This is a genomic window from Shewanella dokdonensis (genome assembly GCF_018394335.1).
In the GTDB taxonomy this organism is placed as follows: domain Bacteria; phylum Pseudomonadota; class Gammaproteobacteria; order Enterobacterales; family Shewanellaceae; genus Shewanella; species Shewanella dokdonensis.
In genome coordinates this window covers 1470566-1496774 of the sequence record NZ_CP074572.1, presented here as the reverse complement: position 1 = coordinate 1496774, position 26209 = coordinate 1470566, and the positions used below count along the sequence as shown (strand labels likewise).

General features: G+C 49.1%; 12 protein-coding genes, 4 tRNA genes and 7 pseudogenes. 12 read left to right on the top strand and 11 right to left on the bottom strand.

Going from position 1 to position 26209, the window contains the following annotated elements; all coding sequences use genetic code 11:
* Window positions 1–217: 217 nt before the first annotated feature.
* Window positions 218–1552, top strand: a complete 1335-nt coding sequence (gene paeA / locus KHX94_RS07145) for a polyamine export protein PaeA (RefSeq protein ID WP_213682902.1) — start codon at window positions 218–220, stop codon at window positions 1550–1552.
* Here paeA and ilvY read toward each other — a convergent pair.
* Window positions 1549–2421, bottom strand: coding sequence for an HTH-type transcriptional activator IlvY (ilvY, locus tag KHX94_RS07140; protein ID WP_213682901.1), 873 nt, complete (start codon window positions 2419–2421; stop codon window positions 1549–1551). The two genes, paeA and ilvY, sit on opposite strands and share 4 nt — an antisense overlap.
* A gap of 163 nt (window positions 2422–2584) precedes the next feature.
* Here ilvY and ilvC point away from each other — a divergent pair, with 163 nt between their 5' ends.
* The 6 genes and pseudogenes from ilvC to KHX94_RS07110 all read left to right on the top strand — a co-directional run bounded on the left by ilvC (window position 2585) and on the right by KHX94_RS07110 (window position 11069).
* The gene (gene ilvC / locus KHX94_RS07135; RefSeq protein WP_213682900.1) at window positions 2585–4066 is read left to right on the top strand and encodes a ketol-acid reductoisomerase; all 1482 of its coding nucleotides are present in this window, start codon (window positions 2585–2587) and stop codon (window positions 4064–4066) included.
* 399 nt (window positions 4067–4465) lie between these two features.
* A complete protein-coding gene (ilvG, locus tag KHX94_RS07130) occupies window positions 4466–6139 on the top strand; it encodes an acetolactate synthase 2 catalytic subunit (protein ID WP_213682899.1) in 1674 nt (557 codons plus the stop codon).
* Window positions 6136–6393, top strand: coding sequence for an acetolactate synthase 2 small subunit (gene ilvM / locus KHX94_RS07125; protein WP_213682898.1), 258 nt, complete (start codon window positions 6136–6138; stop codon window positions 6391–6393). Before ilvG ends, ilvM begins: the two co-directional genes overlap by 4 nt.
* A 47-nt stretch (window positions 6394–6440) precedes the next feature.
* Window positions 6441–8296 (top strand): annotated as a pseudogene (gene ilvD, locus KHX94_RS07120) (dihydroxy-acid dehydratase).
* 91 nt (window positions 8297–8387) lie between these two features.
* Window positions 8388–9855 (top strand): annotated as a pseudogene (gene ilvA / locus KHX94_RS07115) (threonine ammonia-lyase, biosynthetic).
* Window positions 9856–9939: 84 nt separating this feature from the next.
* A pseudogene (locus tag KHX94_RS07110) lies at window positions 9940–11069 on the top strand (pyridoxal-phosphate-dependent aminotransferase family protein).
* Window positions 11070–11111: 42 nt separating this feature from the next.
* Here the strand turns inward: KHX94_RS07110 and KHX94_RS07105 are convergent.
* A complete protein-coding gene (locus KHX94_RS07105; protein WP_213682897.1) occupies window positions 11112–11831 on the bottom strand; it encodes a phosphatase PAP2 family protein in 720 nt (239 codons plus the stop codon).
* A gap of 67 nt (window positions 11832–11898) precedes the next feature.
* A complete protein-coding gene (ubiK, locus tag KHX94_RS07100; protein WP_213682896.1) occupies window positions 11899–12153 on the bottom strand; it encodes a ubiquinone biosynthesis accessory factor UbiK in 255 nt (84 codons plus the stop codon).
* Window positions 12154–12368: 215 nt separating this feature from the next.
* Between ubiK and rep the strand changes: the two are divergent.
* A pseudogene (gene rep, locus KHX94_RS07095) lies at window positions 12369–14380 on the top strand (DNA helicase Rep).
* Here the strand turns inward: rep and KHX94_RS07090 are convergent.
* Window positions 14381–16978 carry a sensor domain-containing phosphodiesterase gene (locus KHX94_RS07090; protein ID WP_213682895.1) on the bottom strand — a complete coding sequence of 866 codons (2598 nt, stop codon included), beginning with the start codon at window positions 16976–16978 and terminating at the stop codon, window positions 14381–14383.
* A gap of 229 nt (window positions 16979–17207) precedes the next feature.
* Between KHX94_RS07090 and KHX94_RS07085 the strand changes: the two genes are divergently transcribed.
* The 4 genes from KHX94_RS07085 (at window position 17208) to KHX94_RS07070 (ending at window position 17695) form a co-directional block, all read left to right on the top strand.
* Window positions 17208–17284: transfer RNA gene (locus tag KHX94_RS07085), tRNA-Arg, on the top strand.
* Between the two features lie 35 nt (window positions 17285–17319).
* Window positions 17320–17395, top strand: a tRNA-His gene (locus KHX94_RS07080).
* A gap of 95 nt (window positions 17396–17490) precedes the next feature.
* Window positions 17491–17567, top strand: a tRNA-Pro gene (locus KHX94_RS07075).
* Window positions 17568–17618: 51 nt separating this feature from the next.
* Window positions 17619–17695 (top strand) — tRNA-Pro (locus KHX94_RS07070).
* A gap of 251 nt (window positions 17696–17946) precedes the next feature.
* Here the strand turns inward: KHX94_RS07070 and KHX94_RS07065 are convergent.
* From KHX94_RS07065 to KHX94_RS07040, 7 genes and pseudogenes are all read right to left on the bottom strand, one after another.
* Window positions 17947–19862: pseudogene (locus KHX94_RS07065) on the bottom strand (bifunctional diguanylate cyclase/phosphodiesterase).
* Between the two features lie 8 nt (window positions 19863–19870).
* The gene (locus KHX94_RS07060) at window positions 19871–20575 is read right to left on the bottom strand and encodes a transglutaminase-like cysteine peptidase (RefSeq protein ID WP_213682894.1); all 705 of its coding nucleotides are present in this window, start codon (window positions 20573–20575) and stop codon (window positions 19871–19873) included.
* A gap of 17 nt (window positions 20576–20592) precedes the next feature.
* Window positions 20593–21201: an OmpA family protein gene (locus KHX94_RS07055; protein ID WP_213683361.1), complete on the bottom strand. Its 609-nt coding sequence runs from the start codon at window positions 21199–21201 to the stop codon at window positions 20593–20595.
* 6 nt (window positions 21202–21207) lie between these two features.
* A pseudogene (locus KHX94_RS07050) lies at window positions 21208–22539 on the bottom strand (TolC family outer membrane protein); the annotation flags it as partial.
* 96 nt (window positions 22540–22635) lie between these two features.
* Window positions 22636–23601 (bottom strand): HlyD family type I secretion periplasmic adaptor subunit, encoded by a 966-nt coding sequence (locus KHX94_RS07045; RefSeq protein ID WP_244859369.1) that lies wholly within the window; start codon window positions 23599–23601, stop codon window positions 22636–22638.
* Complete coding sequence (locus KHX94_RS20325) at window positions 23523–24017, bottom strand: putative HlyD family type I secretion protein (protein WP_244859368.1); 495 nt, start codon at window positions 24015–24017, stop codon at window positions 23523–23525. The genes KHX94_RS07045 and KHX94_RS20325 overlap by 79 nt, the downstream gene beginning before the upstream one ends.
* A pseudogene (locus KHX94_RS07040) lies at window positions 24010–26186 on the bottom strand (type I secretion system permease/ATPase). Before KHX94_RS07040 ends, KHX94_RS20325 begins: the two are co-directional and overlap by 8 nt.
* Window positions 26187–26209: the final 23 nt, after the last annotated feature.

Sequence of the window (26209 nt, the reverse complement as noted above, 5' to 3'; positions counted from 1 at the left end):
ATTAAACACGGTTACCCTAGTGAGGTTTATTGGATGACTGCCCAAATAGTTAAAAAGCGGTTATAATATAGGCGGTTATCTTCCCGGAGTGTCCTCCATTACCGTTGGCTGGCTGGTTCATCAACGGCGCTGCTGTGGCAGCATTCCAATTTCTATCTGTCAGCGATTGCACTGTGTTTGGTGAATGGTGCCGTGTCGTGAGTGCCTTAGGTGTGTTATGAGTGTATTTGAAAATATGGTTATCGTATTGTGCCTGATCGCCATCAGCTGTTTCTTTTCTATGTCGGAGATTGCGCTGGCCGCCTCTCGAAAAATTCGCCTGCGGCAAATGATCGACGAAGGTGACCTGCGGGCAGAAAAAGTGCTGACATTGCAAACCACCCCCGGCAGCTTTTTTACCGTCGTGCAGATAGGGCTTAACGCTGTGGCAATCATGGGCGGTATTGTGGGTGAATCGGCGTTTACTCCTTATTTCACCTCGGTGTTGTCATCCTTATTACCTGAACCCTGGTTGAGTAAAGTGAGTTTTGTGCTGTCATTTGTGATGGTCACCAGCATGTTTATTCTGTTAGCTGACTTGATGCCCAAACGGGTTGCAATGGCAGTGCCGGAAAAAGTCGCGGTAGTGCTGGTGGGGCCTATGGTGATATGCATCAAGCTGTTAAGGCCTTTTGTATGGTTGTTCAATGGCTTGGCTAACTTTGTCTTCCGTGGTTTGCGTATTCCTACCACCCGCAACGATGAAATCACCTCCGATGACATTTACGCCATCATGGATGCCGGGGCAGAAGCTGGCGTGTTGGATAAAGACGAACAACAGATGATTGAAAATGTGTTTGAAATGCAGTCGGTCAGCGTGACCTCGGCAATGACCGCACGTGAAAGTCTGGTGTATTTCCTCCTGCAAGATACCGAAGATGAGATCAAAGCTAAAATTGGCAATGATCCTTATAGTAAATTTTTGGTGTGTGATGGGCAGCTAGACAGCATTAAGGGTTATGTCGATGCCAAAGAGCTACTGGTGCGGGTGATCAATGGGCGCAAGATAGATCTGCACGATGCGTCACTGGTGCGTAACTGTGTGATAGTGCCTGATACCTTGAGTCTGTCTGAGGCGATGGAATACTTCCGGCAGCAACGGGCAGATTTTGCCGTGGTGATGAACGAGTATGCCTTGGTGGTGGGGATGGTCACGTCCAACGACCTACAAAGTGCGGTCATGGGCGCCTGGTCGTTGCATGAAAGTGAAGAGCAAATAGTCGCTCGTGATGCCAATTCCTGGCTGGTGGACGGTGTCACGCCAATTAACGACATCATGCGAGCCTTTGAAATTGAAGAATTTCCTCAAAGTCAGAATTATGAAACCGTGGCCGGATTCATGATGTACATGTTGCGGAAGATCCCTAAACGCACGGATTTCGTCAATTTTGCCGGCTACAAATTTGAAGTGGTAGATATCGATGCCTATAAAGTCGACCAACTCTTGGTAACCCGCTTAGCTCCGATTGACACCGAGGCACTAGCAAAAGACAAGAGTGAACCGACCGCTTAAATGACGGCTAAAAACGCATTGATCAACGGATCTTGCAGGCGTTTTTGCAAACAACAGCAGCCTAATTCAAATGGCAATATCGGCTGCGGTGATTGCAATACTTGGATCCGGTCCATCATCGGGCTGTTATTGACCACCACATTCGGGGTGATGCTGACACCACAGCCTAATGCCACCATAGGCACTATCGCCTCGTGTCCACGCACCTGAGCATAGATATTGGCGTGAATATTCATCGCCTTAAACCAACGTTCCATCCGTAAACGGCCGGGGCCATGATCCGGCACAATATAAGGTAGTTTGTCCCAAGGGATTGGCGTCTGGTTAATCAGTGAATGAACCTGACTGTGAACGGCTGGCGCGATGACCGAGAGCGCTACCTTACCGATAGGCGCAAAGTGTAGTTTGTCGGTAAAGTCATCTTGCAGTGCAGCAATGGCAATATCGGTTTGCTGACTCTGTACTTTTTTCATGGCATCGGCCGCGTCCCCAGTGGTCAGGCTGATATCGACCAGTGGCTGTACTCGCCGAAAGCGATCTAATAACGCCGGTAGGTGGCTGTAAGCCGCAGTTACCGAGCAATAAAGCTGCAAGGTGCCCCGCAGCAGGTGCTGCTCAGTGTCTAACTCGCGTTTTAATGTTTGCCACTGACCAAGCGTTTCTTCAGCAAAGCGACGAAATGCTTTGCCCGCATGTGTCAGCTTGACACTACGGTTATCTCGCTCCAGCAGTTTGCTGCCAACGTCTTGTTCTAACCGTTGTAACATCCGGCTGAGGGCTGATGGACTGATGTGTGTATTGGCGGCCGTGCGACCAAAATGCAGGGTGTCACACAAATCAAGGTAGACTTTTAATACCCGAATATCCAAGGGAAAACTCCGGCGTTTTTTTATTCAAAATATTGCAATATATGCAACGTAGTATGCCGAATATATCATTTCAAGCAATCATTATCCTGAGCTATAGTGAACACCATAGTTGCTTCCTTGGGGGACGCAACATGGCAGATATTTGTGAATACAGGTGACCAAAATGGCAAATTATTTCAATACACTGAGTCTGCGTGAGCAGTTGGCACAACTGGGCCAGTGTCGTTTTATGGACCGCAGTGAATTTGTTAACGGCTGTGAATATATTAAGGACTGGAATATTGTCATTCTTGGTTGCGGTGCTCAAGGGCTCAACCAAGGGCTTAACATGCGTGATTCAGGCCTGAAGATCGCTTATGCCTTGCGTCCAGAAGCCATTGCCGAAAAACGTGCATCCTTTAAACGCGCCAGTGACAACGGCTTTAAAGTTGGCACTTTTGAAGAGCTGATCCCTAGTGCCGATATGGTGCTGAACCTGACGCCAGACAAACAGCACAGCAAAGTGGTAAACACCATTATGCCGCTGATGAAACAAGGCGCGGTGTTGTCTTATTCCCACGGTTTCAACATTGTGGAAGAGGGCATGAAAGTTCGCCCAGATATCACCGTGGTGATGGTGGCGCCTAAGTGTCCAGGCACTGAAGTGCGTGAAGAATACAAGCGCGGGTTTGGGGTGCCAACCCTGATTGCCGTGCACCCTGAAAATGATCCCAACGGCGATGGTTTGGAAATCGCGAAAGCCTATGCCAGCGCCACTGGTGGCGACCGTGCCGGGGTGTTGCAGTCATCTTTCATCGCAGAAGTGAAATCCGATCTGATGGGCGAGCAAACTATCCTGTGCGGTATGTTGCAGACAGGCGCCATTCTGGGCTATGAAAAAATGCTGGATGACGGTATTGAACCAGGATATGCCGCCAAACTGATCCAGAAGGGTTATGAAGTGATCACCGAAGCACTGAAACACGGCGGTATCACCAACATGATGGATCGTCTGTCTAATCCGGCCAAGATCAAAGCTTATGAAATTTCGGAAGAGCTGAAAACCATGCTGACGCCGCTGTTCCAGAAACATATGGATGACATCATCAGTGGTGAGTTCTCGCGGGTGATGATGGAAGACTGGGCCAATGGCGATGCTAATTTGCTGAAATGGCGTGAAGAAACCAATTCGACAGGCTTTGAACAGGCACCGGAATGCGACGAGTTTATCGAAGAGCAGACCTATTTCGACAAAGGCATCTTCTTGATTGCGATGATCAAAGCCGGGGTTGAATTGGCCTTCGATACCATGGTTTCCTCAGGCATCATCGATGAATCTGCCTATTATGAATCACTGCACGAAACCCCGCTGATCGCTAACACCATCGCTCGTAAGCGTCTGTATGAAATGAACGTGGTGATCTCCGATACTGCTGAGTACGGCTGCTATCTGTTTAACCATGCAGCGTTGCCACTGTTACGTCGCTATGTTAATAGCCTCGATCCACAATGGGTGGGTGGTGGTTTGAAAGCCGATGACAATGCCGTTGACAATATGCGCCTGATCGAAGTGAATTACGCCATCCGCAATACTGATGTGGAATATATCGGTGAAGAGTTGCGTGGTTATATGACTGAAATGAAACGGATTAATCTGGCATCTTAACGCACAGGTCAAAGGGTTTCCGCGTACGGAAACCCTTTTTTGTTCACGGGCTGGGGCCTGGTTGTTAACCACAATAAATCAAATATTGAGAAATTATTTGTTGTGTTTCGCAAAGTCTTTGTGGTATTGCTTAATAACTGTTCGCCGCCTGTCAATGAAATGTAAAACTGCGACGAACAACCGAATTTGATAGCAATAGGAAACTGTCACCAAAGATGACTAACATTAGCGCCAAGCTCCTCCTCGTGATTATTACCGTAGTGATTATTATTGGATCACAGCGGGGGTGGCGCTCGGCACGAAGTTAGACCAACTGGTCGCAGTCGAACCCCGCTCCGTAAGGATCGGGGGTTTTTTCGTTTTGGGGCATGTTCAAGCCAACAACAGGTAACAACAGCGATGGAACAAGGGCAAACAATCAGCGGTAGTCAGGCGGTTATCAAGGTACTGGCAGCTCACGGTGTAACGACAGTATTCGGCTACCCAGGTGGCGCCATTATGCCGATATACGATGCACTCTATGGCAGTTCGGTAGAGCATCTGCTTTGTCGGCATGAGCAAGGGGCGGGCTTTGCTGCTGTGGGTTATGCCCGCTCCAGCGGTAAAACCGGCGTTTGCTTTGCAACATCTGGCCCCGGTGCCACTAACCTGATTACGGCGTTAGCTGATGCCATGATGGATTCTATCCCCTTGGTAGCGATTACCGGGCAAGTGGCCACTCCGGTGATTGGTACCGATGCGTTTCAGGAGATGGATGTGCTTGGCATGAGTCTGTCCTGTACCAAACACAGTTTTATGGTGGCTACTGCCGATGAATTAGTGCCTACGTTGTATCATGCTTTCGAAATTGCCGCTTCCGGTCGCCCCGGCCCAGTATTGGTGGATATTCCGAAAGATATCCAATTAGCCCAATTAGAATATAAAACCCCATTGCAAGCGGTACCGGACGAACCAGCGCTAGACATTGCTGCAATTTCAGCCGCTAATGCCCTGTTGGCTCAGGCCAAACAACCCGTGTTATACGTTGGTGGTGGTGTTGGTATGGCGGGGGCGGTCGAACCGCTGCGGGAGTTGAGCCAGCGCACAGGCATCCCCTCAGTTGCCACCTTAAAAGGGTTAGGGGCGGTGGCGTATGCTGCTCCCGGTTATCTTGGTATGTTAGGAATGCACGGTAATCAGGCGGCTAACCATGCTGTGCAACAAGCGGATTTGTTGCTGGTGGTTGGGGCCCGTTTTGATGACCGGGTGACTGGCAAACTCGACACTTTCGCCCCGCACGCCAAGGTGATCCATCTGGATATTGATGCTGCTGAACAAGGCAAATTACGGCAACCCGATGTGGCGATTAGTGATGATCTTTGTGATGTGCTGCCAGCGTTAACCTTGACTCAGGATATCTCTTCTTGGCAACAACAGGTCGCTGCTTTGAAATTACAGTACGCTTGGCGTTACGACCGTCCAGGCGCGCAGATTTATGCGCCAGCATTGTTAAAGCAGTTAGCTGATAGCTTGCCGGAGGACAGTGTTGTGAGTTGCGATGTTGGTCAACATCAGATGTGGGTGGCGCAGCATATGTGGTTTCGTCGCCCGGAAGATCATCTGTCCAGTGCCGGCTTTGGCACTATGGGGTTCGGCTTGCCGGCGGCGGTGGGCGCACAGGTAGCACGGCCGGGGGCGACCGTGGTAGCTGTTAGCGGTGATGGTTCCTTTATGATGAACGTGCAGGAACTGACCACCATTAAACGCCGCCGGCTGCCACTGAAAATCCTGTTGTTGGATAACCAGAAGCTGGGCATGGTAAAACAATGGCAGCAGTTGTTTTTTGAAGAGCGTTACAGCGAGACCGACCTTTCCGATAACCCCGATTTTATTACCCTAGCATCCGCTTTTGATATTCCTGGCCGCAGTATTAGCAAAGCCGCAGAAGTTAGCGCTGCACTTGAAGAGATGCTGACCAGCAAAGGCCCATTCCTGTTACATGTGCAGATAGACGATAAGTTCAACGTATGGCCGTTGGTACCACCGGGTGCCTCCAACAGTGACATGATTGAAGAAGTGGAGATACAGCAATGATCCATCATCTGGTATTGACCCTAGAGCAACGTCCCGAAGTGTTGGAACGGGTGTTGCGGGTAACGCGCCATCGTGGTTTTCGGGTGTGTGACATGCGCTTGTCGGAGCAGGAAGACAAGCGGCTGCTGCTAGATATGGCAGTCGATAGTGACAAGGCCATCGAATTACTCAGCCGTCAGCTTGATAAGCTGATGGACGTTAGCACTTGTGTGGTGCAAGGCCAGCAGTCGATGGCCTGCACCATCAACGGTTAAAACAGAACAACAGCAATATTTACAGAATTGAAGAAAGGAATTGAGCAATGCCAAAACTAAGATCCGCCACCAGTACTGAAGGCCGTAATATGGCGGGAGCCCGCGCTTTGTGGCGCGCTACCGGCGTCAAAGAGGGAGATTTTGGCAAGCCGATTATTGCCATTGCCAACTCCTTCACCCAGTTTGTACCAGGCCATGTGCACCTGAAAGATATGGGGGCGCTGGTGGCCTCCGCGGTGGAAGCGGCTGGCGGGATCGCCAAAGAATTCAATACCATTGCGGTCGATGACGGTATTGCGATGGGGCATGGTGGCATGTTGTATTCCTTGCCGTCGCGTGAACTGATTGCCGACAGTGTCGAATATATGGTGAATGCTCACTGCGCCGATGCCTTGGTGTGCATCTCCAACTGCGACAAAATCACCCCGGGATGCTGATGGCGGCATTGCGCTTGAACATTCCTGTGGTGTTTGTTTCCGGTGGGCCAATGGAAGCCGGTAAAACCAAATTATCGGACAAAATCATCAAGCTGGATTTGGTTGATGCTATGGTCGCTGCGGCGGACAAACGTGTGTCAGATGCCGACAGTGAACAGATTGAACGTAGTGCTTGCCCAACTTGTGGTTCCTGCTCTGGGATGTTTACGGCTAACTCAATGAACTGTCTGACCGAAGCCTTAGGACTGTCGCTGCCCGGCAATGGTTCGTTGGTGGCAACCCATGCTGACCGCCGCGAACTGTTTCTGGAAGCCGGCCGGCGGGTGATGGCGCTGGCAAAACGTTATTACTATGACAACGATGACAGTGTGCTGCCACGTAATATCGCGTCTTTCAAAGCCTTTGAAAACGCCATGACATTGGATATCGCCATGGGCGGTTCCTCCAACACTGTGCTGCACTTGCTGGCCGCAGCGCAGGAGGCGGGCGTTGATTTCACCATGGAAGATATCGATCGCTTAAGCCGTAAAGTGCCACATTTATGTAAAGTGGCACCATCGACTCCGCTGTATCACATGGAAGATGTGCACCGTGCTGGTGGCGTGATGGGCATTCTCGGTGAGCTGGCGCGTGCTGGTCTGCTGCATACGGATGTACACCATGTAGCAGCCGAAGACGGTACGCTGGCAGCAGTGTTGGCACATTACGATGTGATGGCAACCCGCAGCGACAAGGTTAAGGAATTTTATCGTGCTGGCCCTGCCGGGATCCCTACCACAGTTGCATTCAGCCAGGATTGTCGCTGGCCGGAGCTGGATACCAACCGTCAATCCGGTTGTATTCGAGATCGCGAGCATGCCTTTAGTCAGGAAGGTGGTCTGGCGGTGCTGTTCGGGAATGTCGCAGAAAATGGCTGCATTGTGAAAACTGCGGGTGTTGACGCATCGAATCTGACATTCAGTGGCAAGGCCCGCGTATTTGAAAGTCAGGAAGCCGCGGTCGATGGCATCCTCGGTGGTGCGGTGGTTGCCGGTGATGTGGTAGTGATCCGTTATGAAGGCCCCAAAGGTGGCCCAGGCATGCAGGAGATGCTGTATCCCACTAGCTATCTGAAATCTATGGGGCTGGGAACCCAATGTGCGTTAATCACTGATGGCCGTTTCTCCGGCGGCACGTCTGGCTTGTCAATCGGGCATGTCTCTCCAGAAGCTGCCGCCGGTGGCACTATCGCGTTAATCGAAGATGGCGACACTATCGCGATTGATATTCCTTCGCGCGGCATCTCTTTGCGGGTCAGTGATGAGGTACTGGCAGCTCGCCGGGCGGCGATGGAGGCCAAGGGGCCTTTAGCTTGGAAACCATTGGCACGGGTGCGCCCTGTATCTATGGCGCTGAAAGCCTATGCGTTGATGGCGACCAGTGCCGATAAAGGTGCGGTACGTAACCGCGCCATGCTGGAGGATTGAGATGTTAGCGCTCGCGTCCCAATCCCAGCTATCACTGGCCAACTATTATCTACAACGGATACTACTTTCTAGCGTCTATGATGTCGCCAAGGTGACACCCTTGCCGCTGCTGAAAAAACTGTCCGCCCGACTGGATTGCCAGGTGTATCTCAAGCGGGAAGATCTGCAACCTGTGCATTCATTTAAGTTGCGCGGTGCCTATAACCGCATTGCCGAACTGACGGCGGAAGAAGCCAAAAGTGGTGTGGTTTGCGCTTCGGCCGGTAATCATGCGCAAGGGGTGGCACTGTCGGCGGCTAGCCGTGGTATTGATGCCGTAATTGTCATGCCAGGAACCACGCCAGACATTAAGGTCGATGCGGTGCGTCGCCTCGGCGGCAATGTGGTGCTATATGGTCAGTCATTTGATCAGGCCAATGATTATGCTATGTCGCTGGCACGTAATCAGGGGCGGGTGTTTATTCCGCCGTTTGACGATGAATCGGTTATCGCCGGGCAAGGCACAATTGCACAGGAGATGCTGCAACAGCAGCGGGATCTGGAAGCGATATTTGTGCCTGTCGGTGGCGGTGGTTTGATTGCCGGCATTGCGGCGTATTACAAAGCGGTGTTTCCAGAAGTCAAAATCATTGGCGTGGAGCCAGAAGACGCCATGCCTGAAAGCCGCTATGGAAGCGGGCGAGCCCGTCACCTTAGCTCAAGTGGGCTTATTTGCCGATGGTGTGGCGGTGCGGCGCATCGGTAATGAACCATTCCGTCTGGCTAAAGACTTTGTCGATGAAGTCGTGACAGTAACGTCTGACGAGATCTGCGCCGCTGTGAAAGATATCTTTGAAGATACCCGGGCGATTGCCGAACCCGCTGGCGCATTATCGTTGGCCGGGCTGAAAAAGTACGTGGCTAAACATCCTGGGGAAGATAGCAAAGTGGCGGCAATACTCAGCGGTGCCAACGTGAATTTCCACAGCTTGCGGTATGTGTCCGAACGTTGCGAACTCGGTGAGCATAAAGAAGCGGTGTTAGCGGTCACTATTCCGGAAAAACCCGGTTCATTCCTGCATTTTTGTGAAGTGTTAGCCGGGCGTACTATGACCGAATTTAACTATCGCTTCAGTGACCGCGACCAGGCAGTGGTATTTGCTGGCATTCGCGTTAACCGTGGACAAGAAGAGTTAGCGGAAATTACCTCGGCGTTGCAAGCCGTCGGATTCGTGGTGCAGGATCTCTCTGCCGATGAAACCGCCAAACTGCATGTGCGTTATATGGTGGGCGGCATGCCACCACAACCGTTGAAGGAGCGCTTGTTTAGCTTTGAGTTCCCAGAATATCCCGGGGCGCTATTGCAGTTCCTCACAACGCTCAGGAGTAAGTGGAATATCAGTTTGTTCCATTACCGTAACCATGGCGCTGCATTTGGGCAGGTGCTGGCTGGTTTTGAAGTACCGCCAGAAGATAACGAGGCTTTTGCGCATTTTCTGGATGAATTGGGTTTCGTCTGGCAGGAAGAAACCAACAGCCCCGCATACCAGTTGTTTTTGGCAAGAGCGGCAAAGGATTAGCCGAAAGCAGGACGGAGACGGCGAGATATTTATGGTAAGGTCATGCCACTGGGTTACACCTCAATCAGTTGTAAGGAGACATCTATGTTAAGTGCACCAGTTGTCAGCGCGTTTAATCCACCTCGCCGTATCTTGATGGGCCCTGGGCCATCAGACGTTTATCCAGAAGTGCTGGCAGCGCAGTCACGCCCGACTGTGGGCCATCTGGATCCGTTATTCATTGCAATGATGGATGAGTTGAAAAGCCTGATCCAGTATGCCTTTCAGACTCAAAATCAGATGACCATTGCGGTATCGGCACCGGGCAGTGCTGGTATGGAAACCTGTTTTGTGAACCTGTTGGAACCAGGTGAAAAAGTCATTGTTTGTCGCAATGGGGTTTTTGGTGACCGGATGCGGCAGAATGTGGAGCGCATTGGCGGTGTCACCATCATGGTTGATAGCCCTTGGGGCGAACCGGTAGACCCTGATGCGGTAAGAGCCGCTCTGCATGCTAATCCTGATGCAAAATTTCTGGCATTTGTTCATGCCGAAACCTCTACCGGGGCATTGTCTGATGCCAAAACACTGTGTGCATTAGCTAGAGAATTCGGTTGTTTGTCTATTGTCGATGCAGTGACTTCTCTCGGTGGCGTTGAGCTGAAAGTGGACGAATGGGGCATTGATGCTATCTATTCTGGTAGCCAGAAGTGCCTCTCCTGTGTGCCCGGGTTGTCACCGGTTTCATTCTCTGATGCCGCAGTTGAAAAGCTCAAAGCACGCAAAACGCCAGTACAGAGCTGGTTCCTCGATCAGTCGTTGGTGATGGGCTATTGGAGCGGTGGCAACAAGCGCAGTTATCACCATACCGCGCCGGTCAACGCTTTATACGCATTACATGAATCCTTGCGCAAGCTGGCAACCGAAGGACTGGAACACGCTTGGCAGCGCCATCATGAAATGCACCTGTTACTCAAGGCTGGACTGGAAAAGCTTGGTATCAACTTTGTGGTAGCAGAAGCTTCACGCCTGCCACAGTTGAACGCCGTGTATATTCCTGAAGGTGTGGACGATGCGGCGGTGCGTAGCCAATTGCTGCAAAACTATAATCTGGAGATCGGCGCTGGACTCGGTGCCTTGGCGGCAAAGCCTGGCGCATTGGTCTGATGGGTTACGGTGCCCGTCGCGAGAATGTTGCATTATGCTTGCGGGCCTTAGAGGAAGTGCTGAAGTAACCCGTCTTTAGCTAACGCAAAGGCAGCTATGAGCTGCCTTTTTCATGCTTGACCGAGCCATCGAAGCGTTACGATATAACTCACCAAGACTAACACTGCGGCGAGCACTGCCGATGCCAACACATCCTGCGACCAGTGCATCCCCAACAGTAATCGACTGAACCCTACCAGCCAGGCCCAGAGCAATAGCAATAACGGTAGCCATTTGACGCGTGGTAGCAAACAGAGGCTGCAACTCAGGCTCAAGGTACTCGAAAACAGCGTGTGTCCAGAGGGAAATGCATAAGCGGTTTCAGCTTGCCAGTGACGTAGAATCTCCGGGGCTAATTGCAACGGCAATGCTGCCGGTTGCAACTGTTGCAATATCGCTGCCCGGCTTTGGCTATCCAGTGCATAGAATTGTTGCAGATCCAATAGTCCGGCATGCGCCAAGTACTCTACATAAGGGCGCGGTTCAGCAAATATCGCTTTCAGCAGATGACTGAGTACAACATTGAGCACAACGGCGATAAGCACGCAAGACAGCAGCTTGCTACGCTTGGCTGCGGGTAACAGGCTGCAAGCAAGTGTTAGTACCACCGCAGTCGTGAGTAAGCCCCATGGGCGTGTGCCAGTCATGGTGACGGCAAAAGCAACCTGAGCCACCATGCCGTTAAGATCAATCAAGGGAAATAACGAGGCAGAACTTAACCAGATAAACAGTGGTGGTAGCAGTAATGCTAACCAATAACCGATAAACACTCTGGCAGGGGTGTTTAGCATCTGCATATTTCCTTGGCAGGCAGATAAAAAAGCAAGACCGCCGTAGCGGTCTTGTGGGTAATTGCGCTTATGCTTGGTCGCGCAATTTGCTTTCCAGCGCGTCTACCTGAGCCTGTAAGGCTTCCAGTTTTTCTCTGGTTTTTAGTAATACATGTTGCTGCACTTCAAACTCTTCACGGGAAACCATGTCCAGTTTCAGCAACTGTTGTTGCAGAATATGTTTACTCCGTTCTTCGAATTCTCCGGCGAACTGTTTAACTCCAGCGGGCAAGTTGTCACTCAGTTGCCGCGCCAGATCTTCGATTTTCTTGGCATTGATCATCTTGGCTTTCCCATTAAAGACGCTGATGGGCGAATTGTAACCCAGTCGCCGCTAATTCCCCAATATAACGCAAGGGTTAGCTATGATTCATCGATCCGCTCATTTGGTCGGACGAAAAAATTGGCGGCCTAAGGGTAAAGTCAGATGGTGGTCACACCTTGATGCCGGCTTCTGCTATTATCTGACCCTCTGCATTAGTTGTTGATTGGAGCACAATGAAACTCAATCCTGCCCAAAATGACGCCGTTCGCTATATTTCCGGCCCTTGCCTGGTTTTGGCTGGTGCTGGTAGCGGTAAAACGCGCGTAATCGTCAATAAGATTGCCTATTTGGTGCAGGAATGTGGTTATCAACCACGACATATCGCCGCCGTGACTTTTACCAACAAGGCCGCGCGTGAAATGAAGGAGCGTATTGCCCATTCTATTGGCCGTAAAGAAACTCGTGGTTTATGGATTTCTACCTTCCATACGTTGGGCTTGGAAATCATCAAACGTGAGCACAAAGCGCTGGGATTGAAAGCGGGATTTTCACTGTTTGATGATCAGGATACGTTGGCGCTATTGAAAGAGCTGACAGAGCACGAACTACAGGAAGATAAAGATCTGCTGCGGTTACTGGCATCTGCTATTTCTAATTGGAAAGGCGGATTGGTGATCCCAGATCATGCCCGTAGAATGGCGAAAAATGAGCGTGAACAGTTATTTGCTTTATTATATCAACGCTATGCCCAACATATGAAAGCCTATAACGCGTTGGATTTTGACGATCTAATTCTGTTGCCCACGCTGTTACTTCGGCATAACGAAGACGTCCGGCGGCGCTGGCAAAAACGCATTCAATACCTGCTGGTGGATGAATACCAAGACACCAATACCAGCCAGTATGAACTGGTGAAGTTGCTGGTGGGCGAACGTGCCCGTTTTACTGTGGTGGGTGACGACGATCAGTCTATCTATTCTTGGCGCGGTGCCAAACCACAGAATTTGGTGCTGCTGGGTAAGGATTTTCCAGAGCTGAAGTTGATTAAGCTGGAACAGAATTATCGCTCCAGCCAGCGCATTCTGCATGCCGCCAATATCCTGATTGCCAATAATCCGCATGTGTATGACAAAGCCCTGTTCAGCGAATTACCGCACGGTGAACCGCTGCGGGTATTGCTCGCCGCCAATGAAGAACAAGAGGCCGAACGGGTGGTGGCGGAGATCATTCGCCATAAATTTATGAACCGCACTAACTATGGTGAATACGCGGTACTTTACCGGGGTAATCATCAATCAAGGTTACTGGAACGGGCATTGATGACCAACCGTATTCCGTATCGGCTCAGTGGCGGAACGTCGTTTTTCGCCCGCGCCGAGATTAAGGACATCATGGCGTACCTGCGACTGGTGGTGAATCCTGATGATGATAATGCGCTGTTACGCATCATTAATCTGCCCAAACGAGGTATTGGCCCGGCAACGCTGGAAAAACTTGGCAATTTCGCCAACAGCAAACATATCTCACTGTTTGCCGCTATTTTTGAGGCAGAACTGCAACATCATCTCGGACACGCGGCGATTGAGAGTTTATTTCAATTTGGCCGTTTTATTGTGGATACCGGGGAAATTGCACAGCGAGGTGAGGGCGTTGATGCGATTAAACAGCTGATCCATAACATTCATTATGAAGACTATCTGTACGAAACCAGCCCCAGCGCCAAAGCGGCTGAGATGCGTATGAAAAATATCTCAGAACTATACCGCTGGGTCACTGAGATGCTTGCGGGGATGAACTGGATGCGCCTATGACGCTGCCAGAGGTCGTCACGCGCCTGACCTTGCGCGATATGATGGAGCGCAATAATGAAGATGAAGCGGGTGACCAAGTGCAATTGATGACCCTGCATGCCTCTAAAGGCTTGGAGTTTCCCTACGTGTTTATGGTGGGAATGGAAGAGGGCTTATTGCCGCACCAGACCAGCATTGATGAAGACAATATTGAAGAAGAACGGCGGCTTGCCTACGTGGGGATCACCCGCGCCCAACGGGAATTATGGTTTGTGATGTGCCGTGAACGGCGCCAGTTTGGGGAAACCATTCGTAGCGAACCCAGCCGTTTTCTCAAAGAGTTACCGGAAGATGATGTGCAGTGGGAAAATCGTAAACCGCTGCAAAGCGAGGAACAACGGATGCAATCTGGCAAAAGCAATATTGCGGGTTTACGGGCGATGCTCAACAAGTAATCAGGCACAGACAATGCTGTCTTGAGACTGCGGCATTATCGTTTCAGCCGTGCCCTGCACTGTACAAATTCCCAACTGCTGCAATTTTTGCCGCTGCTCCGGTGAATTCACCCCATCGGCAATGAGGTGCAGTTGCAACGATTCAGCGCTGTGGCGGATGGCCGTTAATAATCTGCGATGCCTTGAACTTTGAATACCATTGGCGAGCTCGGCCTCAAGTTTTAGGCAACTAATAGGTAAAAATGACAGTGTCAACATGGAGCTGTAGCCGCTGCCGTAATCTGCAATTCCTAGGTTAACGCCCAGTTCTCTGAGTGATTCAAAACCGTCGGCATGGTTATTGTGATCCCGTGCCAGCGAAATCTCGTTAAAAAATAGGCACAACTTGTCCATGGCAAAACGGCAACTGCCCAAACAGTTTTGTAGATTACGTAAGGCATGCTTATAAGCCAAATGCTGACTGGATAAGCATAAATGGATTAAGGTGTCGGCTTCCAAAGGCAGAGTGTCAAATTCGTCATTTAGTAATTCAATCACATAACGATCAAGCTCAAGTTGTAAACTGGCCTGTTCTGCCAATTGCGCTAACTGCTGATAGTTGAGTACGCCATGTCGTGGATGTTGCCAGTAGGGCTTAGCATCGAGCGCTACTAGTTTATTTGTATTCAGATCTTGTACCGGAATATATTGCAGGCGCAGTTGATGACTCTCGAACGCTTGCCGTAAGTCATTTTCGAGTGTCAGATCATGCATCATTTGCTGATGTGACTTTTCGTCAAAGACAACATAACAACCTTTACCACGGGTTTTTGCCATATACATGGCGGTATCGGCATCGCGTAACAGCGACTCGCTACTGGTCTGTTGTGGATCGTCACAAAGTGAAATACCGATACTGGCCCCCGAGTTGAACAGTTGGCCTGATAGTTCAAATGGCCGCGATAGCTCACACAGGATCCGCTCAGCCACTTCTTTGGCATCTTCTGTGTCATATAAGTTATCTAACAGTATGACAAACTCATCGCCACCGAGCCGAGCGAGCAGGTCTTGATCCCGAATGCAGAAATTCAGCCGTTTAGCCGTTTCAATGAGGAAATGATCGCCTTCTAGGTGCCCAAGGGTATCGTTGATGATTTTAAAACGATCCAAGTCGATAAACAGCAACGCAAACTTGTAGAAACGTCGACTCTCAAAGGTGTCTGTCAGCCGTTCCATAAACATCTGCCGATTGGGTAAGCCGGTAAGACTGTCATGCTTGGCATCGTGGATCAGCTTTTGTTCTATACGACGGCGCTGCGAGATCTCCTTCTCTAGTTCATGGTTGGTCTGTGCTAGTTCAGCTGTTCGTGCCTGTACCATCTCTTCCAACTGTTCATTTGAGCGTTTGAGCGTCTCGGTTGCCAGCTTGCGTTCAATGGCTGTCGCAATGTGTTGTGATACGAAGGTCAGCAGTTCCAAGTCTTTGAACTGGTATTTCTGATCCATGCTAAAGCTGTAGACTGCCAGCGCGCCTACCACTTCACCTTGGATCAACAGCGGTACACCAATCCATTGCTGCATGGTTTCAGTATGGTTCAGATCGGGCGCTTTACTGTAAATCTCGCCTTGTTTAATCAGATGACGGATATCTTTTTGTGCCAGCAATACCGGCTTACGGTTGCGAAGCAAATACTCCACTAAGCCATCTTTTAATGGTCGAGGCTCTGGCGGGGTAATGCTGAGTTGCGATACATAAAACGGAAACGCAAGTATCGTTGACGACTGATCTAGCAGCGCGATGTAACAGTTATTGGCGGGCAGCAGGTGGCTAATAATATGGTGCAGTTCCACATAAAAATCATGCATGTCTAGGTTAGAGGTCGCGAGATCGGCAATCTCAAATAGTGAACGTTGCAACCGTTCGGCGCGGCGTCTTTCATAGACTTCTTGCTTGAGTTTATCGTAAGCCTGACTGAGTTCCTGGGTACGTTGCTGGATAGCCAATTCCAGTTGTTCATGGTGGCGCAGACGTTCCAATACTCCGGCGATGTGATGACAGATGAACACCATCAGTTCTACTTCGGTATCGCCGTATGACACTTCAGGGTTGTAGCTTTGTACCACCAATGCACCCACAGCCATGCCATTGTGCATAATGGGCACCCCGAGCCATTGGTGGCAGGGAGAGCCGAGATCTTCAATTTCTCCGGCTGCCGTGAGTTGCTCCGCAGTGGCTTCGCCACACAGTAGCGGCTTTTGGGTGCGTAATACATAGCCTGTCAAACCACGTTTCAGCATGTCTGACAGATTTTTATCCGGGTATAGCTCAGTGGGATGTGCATCTTTTTCGTCTAAGAAAAAGGGCAGTTCTAATTGATCCTGATTTTTTAGCGCGATATAGAAATTATCCGCAGGGATAAGTTTTTTAAGATGTGAATGGATACCTTGGTAGAAATCTTCCATGCTGTCAGCCGCGTTAGCAATATTGGAGATTTCCAGCAGCGCATTTTGCGCCGATTCCGCCCGTTTAAATTTGGTCGCCAGACGTCTGAGCCTGGATACACGTTTTTCAAGAGATGACACATCAGGAGTCATAAAACGTCGAGTGTCCTTCAACATGATTTTTTACCGGGAGGAAATGTAAACATATTGTTTAATCTTCTTGTTAACTGTTTATAAATAACACGAATTGACTATGACGCCAAGTCAATTTTTTGGCATGCGTCAGAGGATGTGAGGTTATGGTGATGGTTTATAAAGCTAAAAGTTGAACACTCAGAAGAAAAAGCAAAACAATGGTGGACTCGTTCCTTAATAACCCCTACTATATGCGGCGCTGACACGATGGGCGCCCATAGCTCAGCTGGATAGAGCGCACCCCTCCGGAGGGTGAGGCCGAGGGTTCAAATCCTTCTGGGCGCACCAGCTTCATGAGCACATCAGTTAGCGTGAAAACAGTGGTGGCTGTAGCTCAGTTGGTAGAGTCCCGGATTGTGATTCCGGTTGTCGTGGGTTCGAGCCCCATCAGCCACCCCATTTCCTTCCTAGTGTTGAGTTCCCGGGACAAAATCAGGATTCAGCAACGTCTGGAGCTGGTTTCTCTGACGCTAGCAGGGTGGAAATACGTATTTCGGTGATTAGCGCAGTCCGGTAGCGCATCTGGTTTGGGACCAGAGGGTCAGAGGTTCGAATCCTCTATCACCGACCAATTTATAAATTGCTTGCACCTTGTTTGATAGGTGAAAGTAATCCCATTTTACGGTGATTAGCGCAGTCCGGTAGCGCATCTGGTTTGGGACCAGAGGGTCAGAGGTTCGAATCCTCTATCACCGACCAATCAAAAGAAAAAGCTCCTGTATTCAGGGGCTTTTTCTTTTTTATCTCCATAAACACTGGTTTGTATCATCGGCACAGCTTTACCTGACAAACACAGAAACAGCGGTGCCATTGACATCGAAAGACGCAAACATCCATCGGCAATAGGCGCTGAGAATAGGCAATTGCGAGGGCGCGCATAAACAAAAGGCCCGTTGTGGGCCTTTTGCAATGTTACCGTCCGTAGAAGGTGTGTTCTTTACTGATAGATATTACTCAATATTTTGCGGTGGTGCGATATATCCTTGATATCCTTGGATCTTCAGCATTTCAAAGCGCTGCAGTTGCGTTTCTTGTTGGATCCCTGTCGCTATCACATCAATATCCAGCCCTCGGGCAACGTTTACTAGTGCCCGACACAGCTCAGCGTTGTGCTGGTTGTCTTCAAATTGGGCAAATGACAGATCGAGTTTGACATAACTGGGCCGCAGAGTTTGCAGATATGTCATTGAGCCAAACTGCCGGCCAAAATGGTCGATGCCAAAAGTTGCACCATTATCTCTGATCACATTACACAGCGCTTCGCTGGCCTTGGCGTCACTGTAGATACTGGCTTCCTGAATTTCAAATGCCAACCGCCCATGATGCTCAGCCTCGCGGAGGTACTGATTTAACCATTGATGGAATTTGTAGTCGCCAACACTTTGATGTGTCAGGTTGACAGCGATAATGTGTGGACTCTTCTCCAGTAGTTTTTGCTCGATAACTTTTTCGATAAGACAACGGTCGAGCAAACTTCCTAGGGATAACAGTTCCACATAGGGCATAAATTGACCAGCATGGATCAACGTGTCGCCTACCTGTAACTGACAGAACAATTCGTGATGAATGATGCCATCACGTCCATAATTTTGTATGGGCTGCCAGCGGAATAAAAACTGCTTCTGGCTGATGGCGTGGGACAGTTTTTCGCGCCATTGTTCACGGGTGAACAACTGTTGCTCGCTGGATTCAAACCAGTGGTAAACCTTACCGGCTTGTAGCGCTTTTTGCAGTGCGTTATCAGCCTGGCTCAGTATGTCTGACGTTGTACATTGTCCCAAGCGTTCAGCAATACCGATAGCGTAATCTTCATTAGGTTTGCAGTCGGCTTTGATCATCTCTTGGTTGATGGTGCGCACTAATGTCTGCAGGTATTTGCTCAGTTGTTCCCGCTCTGCATTGGTGATTAAAAAGGCAAATTCATAAGCGGCAATCCTGGCGATTACTGAGTCAAACTCCGCCAGTGATTCCTGCAACTTTGAGGCTAACAATTTGATTGTAGCGTCTCGTACCTGATAGCCATATTTGCTATGAACCTGCTCCAACCAATCCAACCGTACCAACATCATAGCGCCACTGCCAGGTTCGCTAAGCCAACTGTTGAGCCTGGCCGTCATGTATTGCCTGTTTGGCAGCTCGGAAACCTGATCCACCAGGTTTTTCTTGCGTAGTGCGGTTACTTCTTCATCCAGCGAATTGAAAATCTGCTTCAATTGAGCCGACATACTGTTGAAGGCCGTCACTACATCACGTAATTCCAGTGTTTTGGGTAACGGCATATCAGGCCCAAATTCACGTTTGGCTATGTTCTTCGCGTGCTCGGCAATCGCGTGCAGTGGCTTGAGGATCCAGGTGAGTCCCAATCTTGCGGAGAAAATAGCGACCAAAAATAGGATAGAGAACACTATGATGGTGTTGCTCATGATACGCCACAGTTCATGGTAGCCAAATCCTGGGTGAGCAGTGATTTTCAGCTTGGCCAACTGGATCCAGCCACTGGTGATGGTGGTTTCTTTTTCAATGGTAGGAAATAGGTTCAGATTGATAAACCATTGGGGGACATCATCAATCCGAATATCGTTGTTCCAACTTTGCTGTTTACCATCTACCAGCCAAGTCAGCGTGACTTTGCGGTAGTATCCCCTTCGAAAATGACATTCACCATGGTTTCTACCGTGGCCATATCACCGGCTTCCAGAGCAGGCACTAGCATCAACCCTAGAGAGTGGCTGACATTGTTCAGATCCGACTCCATTTGGGATGCAAGAAAATTTCGGGTTTCATTAAACTGTACATATCCGAGGCTGGCTACTACTAAAAGGAACAGCCCAAACAGTAATGAATAAATCTGTCTAAACAAGGTCATTGCCGCGGTTACTCCATCACCAATTTGGGCTTGCGCATACGGTCAGCCCCTAATCTGTGTTTTAAATCGTTCCATTTTTCTAGACGTGTGGCTGGTCCTGCCAAGACCCCTCGACCTTTTTCTTTGTTGAGCCATAACTGTTTACCGTTAAAGCTGTAGACTGGGATCAGGTCTGTACGTTGGGTGGCAGGTTTGATAACTGGGTCCAGATTATCAAGGATCAACGGGATGGCTCCTGGTGTTTCATAGTAAGCCAGTACCATGTGGTATTGATTGACACTGGTTGCCTTAACCATAGTGATGCGCATCTTGTCGTCTGGAACCCCTAATTGCAGCAAAGTAAAGTACTTAGCTATAGAGAAGTCTTCACAGTCGCCACCATTGGCGCCGATAAACTCCAGCGGCGTAGCCCAGTAATTACTTACACCCCATAGTTTTATATCATCCACAAAACGGAACAAATTAAAGAAGTTATTGACTGTTGTGATCTTTTCTATGGTGCTTTGGTTCTGAGCATCTCGCAGAATGTTAAACCATGCTTTTGCTCGTAATCCGGCACGTTCACCATAGGTGTGTTCTAGGGAAGAGACAACAGTGGATTCATTAAGGCCAACATCGGCATGCAACAGTGAAACAGCAAGTACCGATGCCAGCAAGGTGTAGTGGCAGACGTGTTTGAAACATCTGGATGTCAATTGCCTGCCACACACCATAATGAGGGATGATTTTCCTATTTAACTTCTTGATCGACAGAATAAATCGTCCACTTCATGTCAGCCATAGTATCTTCACCTTTGACTTCCGCAATAACGCGTCGATTGCGTTTCTGGGCCAAGGCAGTACCGCTGGTGTCAACTGGACGATCATAACTGTAACCGATTGCGGTTAACCGGTCATCAGCAATTCCAAATTGTTCATGCAATACTTTAACTACCGCATTCGCCCGATTCTGTGACAATTCCAGATTATGCTCATACGTTCCGGTTTTACTGCAGTGGCCTTCAATGGTCACTTTAGTATTGGGATACTGTTTCATGAAATCAGAAATGGTCTGGATTTGGCCATAATATTGCGGATCGATGTAAGCTGAGTCGTTAGCAAACAGCACCTTCAGCTCTGAACGTTCATTGATCGGACGTACCTGACCGCAGCCATAGTTGTCGACATTTGCGCCTTCAACGGTGCCAGCACATTTTTCCCGGGCTTCAATAACGCCATCACGATCATTATCATTCAGATCATAGGCTTGGGTTGTTGGGGTATCCATGGAGACTGTATCCCGCATGGCGCATCCTGACAGTAGTAACAGAATGCTCATGGATGTCAGTAACAGTTTCATTATTTTACCCCCTTCATATTCGCGTTCGCCTTTCCAGACATCCGGTCTGGTGACTCTTAATGAGTCGAGCAACTGTCCGGTTGCATTCAATATGCGGTATTTAGCGACAATCTCGTCAAACTCAGTACCGAGATAATCTTTGCGGGCTTCGAACAGCTCGTTTTCAGTATCCAATAAGTCCAACAATGTGCGTTGGCCAAGATTGAACTGCTGTTGATACGCGACCTGGGTTTGCTTGGCGGCAATCACATGTTCGCGGATGTACAGTTTCTGTGGTTCCAGAAACTCATAAGCATTCCATGCAAGGTTGACACCTTCCACGACTTCCCGGTGGGCGCGTTCTAAAATCTCTTTCGCTTCACCTAGCTTATAAGCGGTTTGTTTCTCGCGCGCTAAGTCTTTGCCACCGGCGAACAGGTTGTATCTCAAACGTACCATTGCTTGGACATTGTTGTCGTATCCTCCAACATTCTGGCTGGCAATGATGCTGGAACCGTCTTCACCGTTGATGTCATTGTTCCAGTTACCTGAAACTTCCAATGACAATCGGGGGTAATAAGAGGACTGGGCGGTGGAACGTTCATATTCTGCGGCATGAATATCATGACTGGCAGATTTAAGTACCGGATGTTTGGCCTCTGCCACTTTCACACCATCAGTTGCATCCTTCGGCAACATATCGGCATCTGGCACTGGCACAATCAGGTTTTCCGGTTCCTGCATGGTTATACGGTAAAACTGGCTTTTAGCGTCCAGGAAGTTGTTACGCGCAGACATGACGTTGGCGTTGGCGCGAGCCAAACGACCAGAGATCTGAGACAGATCTGCTGTTGATCCAAGGCCAGAATCTGTCCGTTGTTTAATCTGGTCGTAGATATCCTGGTGACTCTTCAGATTCTTCTCTGAAAGCGTCAGGATCTCCTGGGTTTTGATGTAGTTGAGATAAACCTTGGCAACTTCAAGTGCCTTATCTTCAGCGGTGGCCAGCAAATTCCATTGTTCGGCACTGGCTTCATAACGGGTACGACCCACTTCGCTACTGGTATAAAAGCCATCAAACAACATCTGCTGGATGCTGACGCCAAATTCGCCGCGCTTGAGTTCTACTTCATCGTCTGTGGTACCTGCCAGTCGGCGGCGAGTAGAAGGCGAATCAGTGTTTTCATAGCCATAGCCAGCGGTTACATCCACAGATGGCATATAACCTGAGTAAGCTTGGCTGACTTGTTCTTCTTTCGCTTTGAATCTGTTAAAAATGATTCTGATATCCGGATTGCTGTCCAGTGTCCTGGCGACTGCTTGTTCCAGGGTCTGACCGAACCCGGCACTCGGAAGCATCAGCGCGGTAACAGCGAGTGCCAACGCACTGCGCCGAACCTGCCGATTCAATTTCATGTTCATGTTAAACCCTCCAAGGTTTCAATAGCTTTGAGCCTAGCGTTCCCTTAACGCAGTTTCTTTGGCTCGCAGTATGGGATTAAGTATGTACTCAAGGACTGTCCTTTTCCCGGTAATCACATCAACAGAAGTCAGCATTCCGGGGATTATTGGCATCTTTGTGCCATCTTCTTTAGTCAAGCTCGACTGCTCAGTTCGAACCTTGACTAAATAAAAACTGTTACCTTCTTCATCTTGCGAAGTATCGGCACTAATCTGTTCCACTGTGCCTTTCAGGCCACCATAGCGGGTAAAGTCATAAGCGGTGACTTTCACCATCGCGGGCAAACCAGGGTGAAGAAACGCAATATCTTTAGGTAAGATCTTGGTCTCTATCAGCAGTTGATCCTCTGATGGCACAATCTCCATGATATTGACGCCAGGTTGTACAACACCACCTAATGTATTGATATCAATAGCCTTTACGGTTCCATTTACCGGGGATGCTAGCACCGCTTTATTAACCTTATCCTGAGCTCCCACTTGGGCCTCGGTCATCCGTGCCCACTTGGCTTGGGTGTCATTCAATTGGGCTCTGGCATCAGCGGCGTATTGCAAGACGGCCTCACGCCGTTTCAGAATGGCTTCGTCCATGGCGGCTTTCACCTTAGGTCTATTGACCCGTGAGCTAGAGAGCTCGCCTTTAATATCATTAACGTTGCGTTCTAGCTTCAGCAATTCCACTTCGGGCACCACGCCTTTGGCCGCTAGTGGTTTGGTTAGTTCTAGCTCTCGGGTAACCAGTTGGAAGCTGGTGTTCAATGTATTGATTTTAGACGCTAGTTCTTCATTTTCCTGCTGCCGTTGCTGAATTTGACGTGCAAGGATTTCCACTTGGTTATTCAGGTTATCCAATCGACCGTTGTATTCATCTAACTGGCGTTTTACCAGTTCGCTGTCTTTACTGACGAGGTTGTCCGAAAAGACAGGGGCTTTTTGATGATCTTCACCTGTTCTCGCCAATCTTGAGCGACATCGGAGATAAAAATACTGTTTAGCTCTGCGGTTAAACGCACTATATCGGCACGAAGCGCATACACTTCTTGTTGCTGCTGCGCGGCATCTGCACGGAAACGAGTATCGTCAATACGTACCAAGGGTTGGCCTTTTTTCACCAACATACCTTCCTGCACATACAGCTCTTGCAAAATACCGCCATCAAGACTTTGAATAACCTGCACTTGTGATGATGGGATAACTTTCCCAGTGCCACGCGTAACCCGATCGAGTGTTGCCAAACTGGACCATACCAAAAAACATAACATCATGGCGGCAATAGCCCAGATGATCAGTTTGTGGCTTGATGGCGCTTCGGTGAGCATGGCCCCGTAGACATCATCAACCATCTCCAGATCCTGAGTGGTAAGAAACTTACTCATTATTGCCTCCTGCCATCAGGCCGCGATTGAGTAGTTCCAACACTTTATCTTTTGGACCATCAGCGAGAATATGACCGCGATCCAAGACGATAATCCGATCGACCAGTTTCAATAATTCCATCTTATGGGTAATGATGATGAGTGCTCGTTCCTTGCTGACGTGTGCCATTGAGCGCATAAACTGTTTTTCTGCTCTGGCATCAAGACTGGCGGTGGGTTCATCCATCAGCAGAATGGGAGGGTCATTAAGTATGGCTCGTGCCAGCGCAACGGTTTGACGTTGACCCCTGGAAAGATTTTCGCCTTTTTCTCCCACTTGAGTATCAAGACCTTCAGATTCCATTGCGGTAAACAAGGCAACCCCGGAAAGTTGTACGGCGCGCATTAACTGGTGCTCTGATACCTGACGGGTACCAAACAAAATGTTGTCGCGGATAGTGCCGTGAAACAGGGTCACATCTTGGGGAGGTAACCAAAGTTACGCCGTAAGTCACTGGGGTGAATTTGTCCCGCATCAACACCGTCATAGCGTAGGCTGCCAGCGGTTGGCTGAAATAAGCCGACCAATAGTTTCGCCAAAGTGCTTTTCCCACTGCCATTTCTGCCAATAATGGCAATTTTTTCTCCGGGCTGAATTCTGAACGAAAGAGGGCTCAGAATTTGTTTTTCTGAGGTCGGATAGTTGAAGGTGATATGGTCAGCTTCAATCTTGCCTATCAATCTCTGTTTACTGACCAGATGACCTTTATTTTCAAATTCGTCTTCTTGCAGCATGATGCCGTCAAGCTGCCTGAGCGCACTGATCATCTGATTCGCCCGTGTCATTAGCCCTGCCAGTTGTGCCATCGGGGCGACCGCGCGGCTGGATAGCATCACGGCAGCGATGATCCCGCCCATAGAGATAACATTATCGGCTACGCGATAAACGCCAAGGATCACCACAAAAATAGTGGTCAGTTGTACGGTTAATGATGCTACATGTGATACAGCATTAGAGAGTTTCTTGGTTTTTAACTGCCAGTTTGCGGTATGCCCAATCATCTGTTGCCAGGATTTTTGTACCAGACCTTCAGCGCCATAGGCTTTGATGGATTCCAGTGCAGCTAAACTTTCGATCAAGTGACCATGTTTGAGGCTGGAAAACTTATTACTTTCTTCTATCGCGGTTTTTAACCGAGGTTGGATGATCAGCGTAAAAGAAATAATAATGACACTTGCGATCACCGGAATAATCGCGAGATCTCCGGCAACCAAGAAAATAATCAACATGAACAGTAGGGCAAATGGCAAGTCAACCAAGGTGGTGATGGTGGCTGATGTCAGAAAATCCCTGATACTATCGAATTCCCCCAACTGCCTTGCCATACCACCAACACTGGCGGAGCGTTTTTCCAGTGGTAATCCAATAGCTTTATAAAACAGTCTTGAAGAAACAATGATATCGACTTTCTTACCTGCAATATCAATTAAATAACTTCTTAATTGGCGCATGACAAAGTCAAAGATATAAGCAATGCCCGCTCCGGCTGCCAGTACCCATAACGATTCAAATGCGAGGTTAGGAACCACCTTGTCGTACACGTTCATAACAAACAGTGGTGATACCAAGGCAAATATATTGACCAGTAATGATGCGACTAAGGCATCCCTATATATAGGCGCGGCATCTTTTACTGTTTGCAACAACCAATGTGTTTTGCTGTCATGACGGTAAACATCGAATCCTAAGTCGCCGCGATACTGCTGTTTAATTAAAAACAGGTAACCAACATACAGCGCTTCTAGCTCCTCAATCGTGAGTATCTGCTCACCTCCCGTTTCTGGGAGCTGAATAACAGCTTGTTGTTGCTCAGTTTTTAATTCTCTAAGAATACAAGCCTTTTTATTTTTTAATAACAAAATACAGGGTAGTTGTATTGCACTGACTTGGTCTAAACCCTTGCGGCTAAGTTTTGCTGTTAGCCCTGCGCGAGCCGCTGCTTGTGGCAGCAGTTCGGGCGGAAGTTCGGCCGATGACAAAGGCAAACCTGCCACTAAAGATTCAATGGAGCAAGGGCTGCCATAGTACTCCGTCATCAGTACTAGACAGTCTAACAGTGGGTCAACGGTGACTCGTAAAGACGCCGGGATCGTCCATTGCTCAGTTTTTTGGGATGCAGCAGTGCTCACGAAACGACATGTCCCTTAAGTAG